The sequence below is a fragment of the Kitasatospora phosalacinea genome, assembly GCF_000717185.1.
Lineage (GTDB): Bacteria > Actinomycetota > Actinomycetes > Streptomycetales > Streptomycetaceae > Kitasatospora > Kitasatospora phosalacinea_A.
The window spans coordinates 1-11,247 of sequence record NZ_JNYE01000154.1; the positions used below are offsets into that span (position 1 = coordinate 1).

The 11,247-nt window shown below is 73.7% G+C and carries 11 protein-coding genes; 2 read left to right on the plus strand and 9 right to left on the minus strand.

Annotated elements, in window-relative coordinates; translation table 11 throughout:
• Window positions 1-336: 336 nt before the first annotated feature.
• Window positions 337-1,602, minus strand: coding sequence for a tyrosine--tRNA ligase (gene tyrS, locus OO57_RS36175; RefSeq protein ID WP_033257052.1), 1,266 nt, complete (start codon window positions 1,600-1,602; stop codon window positions 337-339).
• A gap of 220 nt (window positions 1,603-1,822) precedes the next feature.
• On the opposite strand from tyrS, the gene OO57_RS36180 reads away from it, so the two are divergent.
• Window positions 1,823-2,350 (plus strand): HNH endonuclease, encoded by a 528-nt coding sequence (locus OO57_RS36180; RefSeq protein ID WP_033257053.1) that lies wholly within the window; start codon window positions 1,823-1,825, stop codon window positions 2,348-2,350.
• Between the two features lie 78 nt (window positions 2,351-2,428).
• Here the strand turns inward: OO57_RS36180 and OO57_RS36185 are convergent, their stop codons facing one another.
• The 6 genes from OO57_RS36185 to OO57_RS36210 all read right to left on the minus strand — a co-directional run bounded on the left by OO57_RS36185 (window position 2,429) and on the right by OO57_RS36210 (window position 8,195).
• Complete coding sequence (locus OO57_RS36185) at window positions 2,429-4,354, minus strand: PQQ-binding-like beta-propeller repeat protein (RefSeq protein WP_033257054.1); 1,926 nt, start codon at window positions 4,352-4,354, stop codon at window positions 2,429-2,431.
• A 112-nt stretch (window positions 4,355-4,466) separates the two neighbouring features.
• Window positions 4,467-4,763, minus strand: a complete 297-nt coding sequence (locus tag OO57_RS36190; RefSeq protein WP_033257055.1) for a 4a-hydroxytetrahydrobiopterin dehydratase — start codon at window positions 4,761-4,763, stop codon at window positions 4,467-4,469.
• Between the two features lie 81 nt (window positions 4,764-4,844).
• A complete protein-coding gene (locus OO57_RS36195) occupies window positions 4,845-5,636 on the minus strand; it encodes a sulfite exporter TauE/SafE family protein (RefSeq protein WP_033257056.1) in 792 nt (263 codons plus the stop codon).
• Window positions 5,637-5,826: 190 nt separating this feature from the next.
• Window positions 5,827-6,855, minus strand: a complete 1,029-nt coding sequence (locus OO57_RS36200) for an SPFH domain-containing protein (protein WP_033257057.1) — start codon at window positions 6,853-6,855, stop codon at window positions 5,827-5,829.
• A gap of 10 nt (window positions 6,856-6,865) precedes the next feature.
• The gene (locus OO57_RS36205) at window positions 6,866-7,300 is read right to left on the minus strand and encodes an NfeD family protein (RefSeq protein WP_033257058.1); all 435 of its coding nucleotides are present in this window, start codon (window positions 7,298-7,300) and stop codon (window positions 6,866-6,868) included.
• 103 nt (window positions 7,301-7,403) lie between these two features.
• Window positions 7,404-8,195, minus strand: a complete 792-nt coding sequence (locus OO57_RS36210) for an ABC transporter ATP-binding protein (RefSeq protein ID WP_033257059.1) — start codon at window positions 8,193-8,195, stop codon at window positions 7,404-7,406.
• Between the two features lie 132 nt (window positions 8,196-8,327).
• On the opposite strand from OO57_RS36210, the gene OO57_RS36215 reads away from it, so the two are divergent.
• Window positions 8,328-9,128 carry a hypothetical protein gene (locus tag OO57_RS36215; RefSeq protein ID WP_033257060.1) on the plus strand — a complete coding sequence of 267 codons (801 nt, stop codon included), beginning with the start codon at window positions 8,328-8,330 and terminating at the stop codon, window positions 9,126-9,128.
• Between the two features lie 193 nt (window positions 9,129-9,321).
• Here OO57_RS36215 and OO57_RS36220 read toward each other — a convergent pair whose 3' ends face one another.
• A complete protein-coding gene (locus OO57_RS36220; RefSeq protein WP_033257061.1) occupies window positions 9,322-9,969 on the minus strand; it encodes a response regulator in 648 nt (215 codons plus the stop codon).
• Window positions 9,962-11,101, minus strand: coding sequence for a GAF domain-containing sensor histidine kinase (locus OO57_RS36225; protein ID WP_033257062.1), 1,140 nt, complete (start codon window positions 11,099-11,101; stop codon window positions 9,962-9,964). Before OO57_RS36225 ends, OO57_RS36220 begins: the two co-directional genes overlap by 8 nt.
• Window positions 11,102-11,247: the final 146 nt, after the last annotated feature.

The following is an 11,247-nucleotide window of genomic DNA, read 5'->3' on the forward strand; positions in this document are numbered from 1 at the left end:
GTGTTCCCAGCTTATCAGAGGTTTTCCGCTCCGTTTTCCGGAGTTTCATTCATTCCGATTCGCTTTCGCCTTTCGGCGCTCCCGAACTCTACCAGAGTTATTCGGTCCGCTTTTCCATCCAGAATTCGAATGGACGCGCGACGAGTCGCTCATCAGGGTTTGGGGGGTTCCGCCTCCCGGTCTCAGCCGGTTCAGGCGACTCGACCTACGTTAGGACACCGGGACGGGCGAGTCAAACACGGAGGGGCCGGATCTGGCTGGATCCGGCCCCTGTTCACCGTGCCCGCAGGTCAACTGCGGTCTGTTTCAAGCCGCTCGACGGACGACGCGTGAGCGTCACGCGCCGGCGAGTTCGACGGCGGCGAGGTTGCGCTTGCCGCGGCGGAGGACGAGCCAGCGGCCGTGCAGGAGGTCGGCGGGGGTGGCGACGGCCTCCTCGTCGGTGACCTTGGCGTTGTTCAGGTAGGCGCCGCCCTCCTTGATGGTGCGGCGGGCGCCGGAGCGGCTGGGGGCCAGGCCGGATTCGACCAACAGGTCGACGAGCTGGCCGAGTTCGGTGACCGTGGCCTTCGGGACCTCGGCGAGGGCCGCGGCGAGGGTGGCGGGTTCGAGGTCGGCGAGGTCGCCCTGGCCGAAGAGGGCCTTGGAGGCGGCGACGGCGCGCTCGTACTGGTCGGCGCCGTGGACGAGGGTGGTGAGCTCCTCGGCGAGGGCGCGCTGGGCGAGGCGGGCGGCGGGGCGTTCGGCGGTGTCGCGTTCGAGCTGTTCGATCTCCTCGCGGCTGCGGAAGGAGAAGATGCGCAGGAACTTGGCGACGTCGCGGTCGTCGGCGTTCAGCCAGAACTGGTAGAAGGCGTAGGGGGTGGTGAGTTCGGGGTCGAGCCAGACGGTGCCGGACTCGGTCTTGCCGAACTTGGTGCCGTCGGCCTTGGTGATCAGCGGGGTGGCGATGGCGTGCACGGAGCGGCTCTCGGCCTTGCGGATCAGGTCGGTGCCCGCGGTGAGGTTGCCCCACTGGTCGCTGCCGCCGGTCTGCAGGGTGCAGTTGTAGCGGCGGTTCAGTTCCAGGAAGTCCATGCCCTGGAGGATCTGGTAGCTGAACTCGGTGTAGCTGATGCCCGCGTCGGAGTTGAGGCGGCGGGCGACCGCCTCCTTGGCGATCATGTTGTTGACGCGGAAGTACTTGCCGACGTCGCGCAGCAGGGTGATGGCCGACATGCCGGACGTCCAGTCCAGGTTGTTGACCATGCGGGCGGCGTACTCGCCCTCGAAGTCGAGGAAGCGCGCGATCTGGCCGCGCAGGCGCTCGACCCAGCCGGCCACCGTCTCGGGGTCGTTGAGGACGCGCTCGGCGGTGGGCTTGGGGTCGCCGATCAGGCCGGTCGCGCCGCCGACCAGGCCCAGCGGGAGGTTCCCGGCCTGCTGGATGCGGCGCATGGTGAGGATCTGGACCAGGTTGCCGAGGTGCAGGCTGGGTGCGGTCGGGTCGAAGCCGCAATAGAACGTGACCGGGCCGTCCGCGAACGCCTTGCGCAGTGCGTCCTCGTCAGTGGACAGGGCGATCAGCCCGCGCCACTGCAGCTCGTCGACGATGTCGGTCACGGTCCCGCGTCTCCTTCGGTCGGGGGTCCGGCGCGGGTGGGCCCGGGGCGGGCGGTGCGCCTGGACGGTTCCAGCGGGGTAGAGCCTACGCGCTCGGGGTGCGGGGGTTCCGGTGCAGGTCGGTGGGCGGTGGCGGAAATTCCGTTGTTCGGCGGGATGCGGGCGTTCACAGTGGGTGCCACCGCCGTGCGGCGGGGGCGAGCTCTGGAGGTGGCCCGTTATGCGCAACACCCTTGTCCTGAACGCGAGCTACGAACCGTTGAGCACGGTGCCGCTGCGCCGTGCCGTGGTGCTTGTCCTGCAGGACAAGGCGGTGGTGGAGCAGGCGCATCCGCTGCGGGTGGTGCGCGGTTCGGGGGTGCAGCTCCCGGTGCCGCGGGTGATCAGGCTGACAAGGTACGTGCGGGTGCCGTTCCGACAACGGGCTCCGTGGTCGCGGCGGGGGGTGCTGGCGCGGGACCAGTTCCGGTGCGCGTACTGCGGGCGGCGGGGCACCACGGTGGACCACCTGGCGCCCAAGTCCCGTGGTGGGGCGGATAGTTGGCTGAACACCGTGGCGGCCTGCGCGGAGTGCAACCAGTACAAGGCGGACCGGACGCCGGAGCAGGCCGGGATGCGGCTGCTGCGGCGGCCGTTCGAGCCGACGCCGGAGGCGACGCTGATGCTCGCGCTCGGGCTGCGGGCGGGTGAGCTGGGCGAGCTGGCGGCCTGGCTGCCGGAGCCCCGGAACGCCGCGGCGAGCGCGTGACAGGCCGACGGGCCCGACCTGATCAGGGGACAGGTCGGGCCCGTCGTCGTGCGCGCGGGGCCGGTGGTGCGGCGGGGGTCAGCCCTTGCTGGTGAAGGCGGTGGCGATGCCGTAGTTGGAGGCGTGCTCGGGGACGGCCAGCAGGTGCCCCGCGGAGGTGTGCACCCGGCCGGCCGAGAGCAGCGAACCGGTGCCCTGCGGGAAGGCGCCGCCCTGGGTCTCCTGGCCGCCGGAGAGCGCGAAGCGGCTGAGGTGGGCGGGCTGGTCGGCACGCTCGTCCACCGCGACCACCAGGCCGTCGGCGTCCACCCCGACCGGGCGGGCCCTGCCCTTCTCGGCGAGGGGGGTGCGCCACTGCTGCTTGCCGGTGGCGAGGTCGTACGCGGCGACCGAGGTGGGGTTGCCGCCGCCCTCGGGGACGACGGCGGCGAACATGGTGGTGCCCTGGAAGTACGTGCCGGGGACGGTGGCGAAGCTGCCGCTGTCGACGTCCAGTCGGCCGCCGCCCTCGACCGCGAGGGGGATCTCCGCCGCCGGGTCGCCCTCCGCGCCCCAGGCGAACACCCGGGCGTCGGCGGGGTTCGCGGTGGTGGTGAGGACCGCGGCGGGCTCCGCGGAGAGCACGGTGACCATGGTGGGCTGGTTGTTCAGGCCCCGCCAGTACTTGACCTTGCCGTCGGAGACGTTGAGCGCCACGGCCTGGTCGGCGGGCGTGGAGTCGGCGCAGTGGCTGTGCAGCAGCACGACGGAGGTGCCCGCGTTGCCGGACAGGCGGCAGTACTTGCCCTGCCCGGAGTACTGCCAGGCCTCGGCGCCGTCGGCCGCTCCCCAGGCGTACGCCTTGTCCTCGCCGACCGCGAGCACCTTGTCGTCGGTGACGGCGACGTGGGTGGTGTAGCTGTCCTTGGTGTCGGAGAGCAGCTTCGTCCAGACCGCCTGGCCGGACGTGCTGTCCACGGCGGCGACGGTGCTGCACGGGCTCTTCGGGTCGGCGGCGCGGTAGACGACCGCGCCGAGGCCGGCGGCGTTGACGGCCGGGGACAGGCCGCAGGGGACGGCGCCCTCGGCGGGGGCCTGGAGCGTCCAGGTGGGTTTGCCGTCGGCGAGGGAGTAGGCGTGCACGCCGGTGCCGTCGGCGCGGACCACGGCATCGGCCAGCAGCCAGCTGCCGACCAGGGTGTCGTCGGCGCCCTGGGCCCCGGCGGTGGCCTGGTCCGCGGCGGCGGCCCACGCCTTGGTGTGGGCGACGGAGATGTTCTGCGAGCCGCTGCCGCCGGTCTTCCCGGCGGGGGTGTCCTCGTCCCCGTCGGAGACCGCTAGCACGCCCGCGGTGACCAGCACGGCGAGCGCGGCGGCGCCCGCGCCGACCCGGACGGCCAGGCCGCGGCGGCTGGGCGCGCCCTCGCCGGACAGCACCGCGGCGCGGGCCTTGGCGGCGAACCCGCGCGGCGCGGGCCGCTCCCGGCCCGGGGCGGCGTCACCGGCGGTGGCGGCGAGCCCGGACACGCCCTCGCCGCCGGGGGCGAACGGGTCCTCGGCGCTGGTCTGCGGGTAGCCGGTGGCGGTGACCGGGCCGGAGCCGGACGCGGGGGCGGCCTCGGCGGCGGTCGGCTGCCCGTACGGCTGCCGGGGCTGCTGCTGGGGCTGCGGCGGCAGGTCGAACGGGCTCGGGGCGGGCGCGTAGGGCTGCTGCGCGGACGGGTCCTGGTAGCCGGTCTGCTGCTGCGGGTAGCCGTAGGCCTGCTGCGGGTCGGCGTACGCCTGCTGGTCGCCGTACGGCTGCTGCTGGGGGAAGGCCTGCTGGCCGTACTGCCCGTACGCCTGCTGCTCCGGGTAACCGTACGCCTGGGGCTGGGCCTGCTGCTCGGGGTAGCCGTAGGCCTGCTGCGGGTCGGCGTACGCCTGCTGGTCGCCGTACGGCTGCTGCTCCGGGTAGCCCTGCGGCTGGGGGTACCAGGGCTGCTGCTGGGGGTACCCGGGGGTCGTGGAAGGTTCCTGAGCCATGCGTTCCGTCCGTCCCGACTGCGGTCTGGCAAGGGGCCAGCATCTCATGGCACGGGGGCCGGTCCTGCCGGGCCCCGGTGGGGAGTTCGGGGCGGGACGGGGGTCGGCGGGGTCAGGCGGCGGCGTCGAGGGCGCTGTCGATCAGGTGGGCCAGCGTGATGTCCAGGCTGGTCAGGCCGTGGGCGCTGTGGGTGGTGAGGAGGAAGGTCAGGGTGCGCCAGCGGATGTCGATGTCGGGGTGGTGGTCGAGCGCCTCGGCCTGTTCGGCGACGGCGCCGACGACCTTGATGGCGGTGGGGAAGCTCGCGGTCTCGGCGGTGCGGGTGATCGCCTCGCCGGTGCGGGTCCACTGCGGGAGGTCGGCGAGGGCGTTGGCGATCTGCTCCTCGTTGAGGCGGGTGCGGCTCATGGCTGGCTCCGTCCGTCCGGGTCCCGGGTTCCGGGTCTCACGGCCGAGCCTACGTCGCCCGCCGCGGCGGGGCGGGCGGGCTCAGAGGAACAGCAGCTTGGTGACGGCGACCAGGCCGACCGCGACGATCAGGGCGCGCAGCGCGACCGGCGGGAGGCGGCGGCCGACCTTGGCGCCGAGCGCGCCGCCGAGGGTGGCGCCGACCGCGATCAGCAGGGCGGCCGTCCAGTCGATGGTGGAGGCGAACAGGAAGAAGACCGCGGCGACGCCGTTGACGATCATGGCGAGGACGTTCTTGATGCCGTTGACCGTCTGGAGGTCGTCGGGCAGCAGCATGCCCATCAGGGCGATCAGCAGGACGCCCTGGGCGGCGCCGAAGTAGCCGCCGTAGACGCCGGTGAGCCCGATGCAGGCGAGCAGCAGCCAGCCGCCGTCACTGGCGGGGGCGGCGGTTCCGGCGGCGGTGGCGGCCGCGGTGGCGGCGGCGCGGCGGGCGGCCATCGCGCGGGCGACCCGGGGCTGCACGACGACCAGGACGAGGGCGGTGAGGATGAGGACGGGGACGACGGCCTCGAAGGCGCTGCCGGGGAGGGTGACGAGCAGGGCGGCACCGGTGAGCCCGCCGATCAGCGAGGCGGTGCCGTAGCGGATCAACCGGTGGCGCTGTCCGGCGAGTTCGGCGCGGTAGCCGATGGCTCCGGCCAGCGAGCCGGGGACGAGGCCGAGGGCGTTGGAGACGTTGGCGGTGACGGGGGGCAGGCCGACGGCGAGCAGGACGGGGAAGGTGATCAGGGTGCCGGAGCCGACGATGGTGTTGATGCCCCCGGCCGCGACGCCGGCCAGCAGGACGGCGGTCATCTCCCACACTGTCATCGGCTTCCCCCTCGTTGGCTGCTGTCATGCGCCGGTCGATCATGCCGGAGCGGTGCGCGGCTTGGCGAGGGGCGGTCCGCCATCCGGAACGGGCGCGGGCGCGGGCAGGACCGGAACGGGCGCGGGCGGAACGGGCGCGGGCCCCGGTCGACGCGGGGTCGGCCGGGGCCCGTTCCGGGTGCCGGAGCGGCTACTCGTCGATCTTGGGGTACTGCCGGGTGGGCTCGACCCGGGGGCGGGCGGTCTTGTTCTCGGTGTCGACCGGGCGCGGGCCGGTGGCCGGGTCGACCGGGACGCGGGCCGCGGGCGGCTGGACCGGGGCGGGGGCGGCCGGGGCGGCGCCGCCGCCGGTGACGCCCTGGAAGGCGCCGCCGAGGCCCTTGAGCGCGTCGCCGACCTCGCTGGGGATGATCCACAGCTTGTTGGCGTCGCCCTTGGCGAGCTCGGGCAGCGTCTGCAGGTACTGGTAGGCGAGCAGCTTCTGGTCGGCGTCGCCCTCGTGGATGGCCTCGAAGACGGTGCGGATCGCGGCGGCCTCGCCGTCGGCCTTGAGGACGGCGGCCTGCGCCTCGCCCTCGGCCTGGAGCACGGCCGCCTGCTTCTCGCCCTCGGCGCGCAGGATCTGGGCCTGCCGGGCGCCCTCGGCGGTGAGGATCGCGGCGCGCTTGTCGCGGTCGGCGCGCATCTGCTTCTCCATCGAGTCCTGGATGGAGGTCGGCGGCTCGATCGCCTTCAGCTCGACCCGGTTGACCCGGATGCCCCAGCGGCCGGTGGCCTCGTCCAGGACGCCGCGCAGGCCCGCGTTGATGACCTCGCGGGAGGTCAGGGTGGACTCCAGGTCCATCGAGCCGATGATGTTGCGCAGGGTGGTGACGGTGAGCTGCTCGATGGCCTGGATGTAGCTGGCCACCTCGTAGGTCGCGGCCCGCGGGTCGGTCACCTGGTAGTAGATGACCGTGTCGATGTTGACGACCAGGTTGTCCGAGGTGATGACGGGCTGCGGCGGGAACGGGACGACCTGCTCGCGCAGGTCGATCCGGTTGCGGATGGTGTCGATGAAGGGCACCACGATGTTCAGGCCGGCGCTGAGGGTGCGGGTGTAGCGGCCGAAGCGCTCCACGATCGCCGCGCTGGCCTGCGGGATCACCTGGATCGTCTTGATCAGGGCGATGAAGGCCACCACGACCAGGACGATCAAGACGATGAGGACGGGTTCCAACGCTTCTCCCCTAGACGACCAGGGCGGTCGCGCCCTGGATTTCGACGACGTCGACCTGCTGCCCCGGCTCGAAGACCGAACCCGGGTGGAGCGCGCGGGCCGACCAGATCTCGCCGTTCAGCTTGATCCGTCCGCCCTCTCCCCCGTCGACTGTTTCCTGTACCACTGCGGTGGCGCCGGTCAGCGCCTCCACGCCCGTGCGGTAGCCCGGGCCCTTCCTGAGCTGGCGGTACGCGATCGGGCGGACGAACACCAGCAGCGCGGCCGACACCCCGACGAACACCAGGAACTGCGGGACCATGCCGCCGCCCAGACCGGCCGTCAGCGCGGCGGCCCCGGCGCCGAGCGCGAACATGGCGAACTCGGGCATCGCGGTGACCACCAGCGGGATGCCCAGGGCGACGGCGAGCAACAGCCACCACGTCCAGCTGTCCACGGGCTCCATCCTAGGGAAGTCGGGTCTCTCCCCGCGTAGCTTCCCGCAGGTGGGGCGGCGGAAACCGGCCGTGTGTACGACCGGTTCCCGCCGTTCGCCGCAGCGGCGGGATTCAGCCGAGCGGAAGGCCCTGCGCGGTCCAGCGGTCGCCGCGCTGCTCCAGGGTCAGCGGCAGGCCGAAGCAGTGCGAGAGGTTGCGGGCGGTGAGGGTGGTTTCGATCGGACCGGCCGTCATCACCTTGCCCTGGCGGATCATCAGCACGTGGGTCATGCCGGGGACGATCTCCTCGACGTGGTGGGTGACCATCACCATGGACGGCGCGTACTCGTCCCCGGCGAGCGCGGCGAGGCGGCGGATCAGGTCCTCGCGGCCGCCGAGGTCGAGGCCGGCCGCGGGCTCGTCGAGCAGCAGCAGCTCGGGGTCGGTCATCAGGGCGCGGGCGATCAGGGTGCGCTTGCGCTCGCCCTCGGAGAGGGTGCCGAACTTGCGGGTGGTGAAGCCGGCCATGCCGAGGCGGTCGAGCAGGGCGAGGGCGCGGGCCTCGTCGGAGTCCTCGTACGTCTCCTTGCCGTGCACGGTCTGCCCGTACGCGGCGGTGAGGACGGTCTCCAGCACGGTCTGGCCGGCCGGCAGCTTCTCGTACATCGCGGCGCTGGCCAGGCCGATCCGGGCGCGCTGCTCGAAGACGTCGACCTGGTCGAGCTTCTCGCCGAGCACCACGGCCTCGCCGGAGCTCGGGAACAGGTAGGCGCCCGCGATCTGGAGCAGTGTGGTCTTGCCCGCGCCGTTCGGGCCGAGCACCACCCAGCGCTCGCCCTCCTTGACCGTCCAGGACACGTGATCGACGAGCGCGCGCCCCTCCCGGGCCACGGAAACGTCCACCAGCTCCAGCACGTCGCTCATGCCTACGCCTTCCCCAAATGCAAGAATCCGGCCGTCCGTGGACCTGGGCGTTCGGTCCTCGGGGTGCGGTCCACCATGTGTCAGGGCAAACCTACGCCACCCGCCCGGCGCGCTTGTCCGTAGGCTGGTCCGATGCTCGTCACACCTGCCGACAATCCGTACCAAGAACCCCGTTCGGGGCGGCTCACCGCCTGGGGCAACGCGCTGCTGGGCGGCGGCGCCTCCCCCGACGACGCGGCCGCCGCCGTGCAGGGGCCGGACGACGCCCACCGGGTGACCGGCCTGCCCGGCGAGGCGCCCGACTCGCTGCACGGGCTCACCTGGGCGCTGGGGCGGCTGCGTTCGCTCGGCGCGAAGGGCCTGCGGCTGGCCCTCCCGGTCGCCGGGCACCCGCTCGGACTGACCGGGCCGCCCGCCTTCAACGCGCTGGCGCTGGGCGCGGGCGAGGCCGTCCTGGCGGTCGGCGTCCCGTACGGGCTGGTGCCGGAGGTCGAGGTGTACGGGCCGGAGGGCGACCAGGGCGTGCGGGTGCTGTGGCAGTGCCTGCCGGTCAACGACGCGCCGCCCGCCGACGTGCCCTCGCTGGACGAGGCCGAGCGCGAACTCGCCGACGGGCTGCGGCAGGCCACCGCCGCGCTGGTCCGGCTGGACGTGGCCGGGGCCGGACCGGAGACGCTGCGCGCCCTGGAGTCCTTCCGCAAGCAGGGCCGGCGCGAGCTGCTCGCGCCCGGCTACCCGCAGCGCGCGGTGCGGGTGCTGGAGTCGGCCCGGCAGGTGTCGGCGCTGCTGCACATCGCCGCGGGCGGGCACGGGGCGGCGGTCTCCGCCTCCGAGATGGCCGCCCGGCGGGAGACCCTGGCCCCGCTGGACCGGACCGCCCGGCGGGCGCAGGTCGCGGCGTACAACGCGGCCGTGGACGAGCGGCGGGACTGAGCGCGCGGCGGCCGGGCGGCGGGTCCGGGTCCGCGGCGGGGGTGCGGCGGGCGGCGCCCGGCCCGCTCGGGATGTTCGACAGGTGGGTCCTGACCGTCTTCTCCGACAGGTGCAGGACCCGGGCGGTCTCCCGGGCGGGGCGGCCGTCGGCGAACGGCGGGGAGCCGGGCCGCGCGGCCGGGCTGACGGCCGGTCACTGCTGCTGGTTGCGGACGGCCCACAGGGCGGCCTGGGTGCGGTCGGCGACGTCCAGCTTCATCAGGATGTTCGACACGTGAGTTTTGACCGTCTTCTCCGACAGGTGCAGGGCGCGGGCGATCTCCCGGTTGGAGCGGCCGTCGGCGATGTGCGAGAGCACCTCGCGCTCGCGGTCGGTGAGGGTGCCGCCGCGGCCCTGCGGCGGGGCCGGGACGTCCTCGGCGAGCAGGGCGGCGGCCAGTTCGGGCTGGAGCAGGACGTGCCCGGCGTGCACCGAGCGGATCGCCCCGGCCAGTGCCTCCGGGTCGACGTCCTTGTACACGTAGCCCGCGGCGCCCGCCCGCAGCGCGGGGACCACGGTGCGGTGCTCGGTGAAGCTGGTGACGATCAGCACCTTGGCGGCGCTGCCGCGCTCGCGCAGCAGGCGCAGCGCCTCGATGCCGTCGACCTTGGGCATCTTGAGGTCCATCAGGACCACGTCGGGGGCGAGCCGTTCGGCCTGCTCGACGGCCTGTTCGCCGTCGGCGGCCTCGCCGACCACCTCGATGTCGTCCTGCACCTCCAGGAAGGTGCGCAGGCCGCGCCGGACCACCTGGTGGTCGTCCACCAGCAGCACGCGGATCGGTGACGCCGTGTCAGGCACCGGGGACCTCCAGTTCGACCAGGGTGCCCCGGCCCGGGGCGGAGTCCAGGGACAGCCGGCCGCCGACCGCGGCAGCCCGGTCCCGCATCGACACCAGGCCGAGGTGCCGGCCCGCGCGGCGCACCGACTCCGGGTCGAAGCCGCGACCGTCGTCGCGGACGGTCAGCCGGACGCCGCGGCCCGCGGTGCCGGTGAGGGTGACCGCGACGGTCACGGCCCGGGCGTGCCGCAGCGCGTTGTGCAGCGCCTCCTGGGCGACCCGCAGCACGGCCGCCTCCTGGGCGGCGGGCAGCGCGCGGACGCCGGTCGCGGTGAAGGCGACCCTGGCGCTGTGCGCCCGGTCCAGCACCTGGACCTGCGAGGCCAGGGTGGCCACCAGGCCGTCCTCCTCCAGCGCGGCGGGCCGCAACTCGACGACCACGGCCCGCAGTTCGTCCGCGGCCTCGGCCGCGAGCCGGGCCACCTCGGCCAGGTTCTCGCGGGCCCGGGCCGGGTCCCGGTCGACCTGCTTCGCGGCGGCGCGGGCGGTCAGCCGCAGCGAGAACAGCTTCTGCGAGACGGCGTCGTGCAGGTCGTGGGCGATCCGGGCGCGCTCGCCGGACAGGGTCAGTTCGCGGCTGCGCTCGTAGAGCCGGGCGTTGCCGAGGGCGAGCGCGGCGTGCGCGACCAGGATCCGCAGCAGCTCCTCGTCCTGGTCGGTGAAGCCGCCGGGCTTGTTGGCCAGGAACAGGGCCCCGGCGATCTCGTCCTCGTCCATGATCGGCATGCCCAGGAAGTCGGTCATGTCGGGGTGCGCCTCGGGCCAGCCGCCGAACGCAGGCGCCGTCCGGACGTCCTTCAGCCGGGTCGGCTCGCGGTCGTGCAGCATCGACGCCAGCACCCCGTGCTGGCGCGGCAGCGGGCCGATCGCCCGCCACTGCTCGTCGCTCACCCCGTCCACCACGAACTGGGCGAACCCGCCGTGGTCGTCCGGCAGCCCCAGCGCGGCGTACTCGGCGCCCAGCAGTTCCCGGGCGGACGCGGTGATCCGCCGCAGCACCTCCCGCACCTCCAACGGCCGGGACATCGCCAGCACCGCCGCGCTGACCGCCTCGATCGCCTGCAACGACGGATCGCACCGGGGACTGTCCATGCGCCCACGCTACCGCCGTGATCACGGCTCCCACCTCGGGCGCGAGACCTAGGTGTTCTGTCCTGTGAGGTTGGGGACGCGGCTGGCGGGTGGTTGGCCGGCGAGTGCGGTGTGTCCGCGGTGGTGATTGTAGGTGTGGAGCCAGG

Coding starts and splice junctions, on each gene's coding strand:
- OO57_RS36180 (WP_033257053.1), top strand. CDS start 1,823: ATGCGCAACACCCTTGTCCTGAACGCGAGCTACGAACCGTTGAGCACG.
- OO57_RS36185 (WP_033257054.1), bottom strand. CDS start 4,354: ATGGCTCAGGAACCTTCCACGACCCCCGGGTACCCCCAGCAGCAGCCC.
- OO57_RS36190 (WP_033257055.1), bottom strand. CDS start 4,763: ATGAGCCGCACCCGCCTCAACGAGGAGCAGATCGCCAACGCCCTCGCC.
- OO57_RS36195 (WP_033257056.1), bottom strand. CDS start 5,636: ATGACAGTGTGGGAGATGACCGCCGTCCTGCTGGCCGGCGTCGCGGCC.
- OO57_RS36205 (WP_033257058.1), bottom strand. CDS start 7,300: ATGGAGCCCGTGGACAGCTGGACGTGGTGGCTGTTGCTCGCCGTCGCC.
- OO57_RS36210 (WP_033257059.1), bottom strand. CDS start 8,195: ATGAGCGACGTGCTGGAGCTGGTGGACGTTTCCGTGGCCCGGGAGGGG.
- OO57_RS36215 (WP_033257060.1), top strand. CDS start 8,328: ATGCTCGTCACACCTGCCGACAATCCGTACCAAGAACCCCGTTCGGGG.
- OO57_RS36225 (WP_033257062.1), bottom strand. CDS start 11,101: ATGGACAGTCCCCGGTGCGATCCGTCGTTGCAGGCGATCGAGGCGGTC.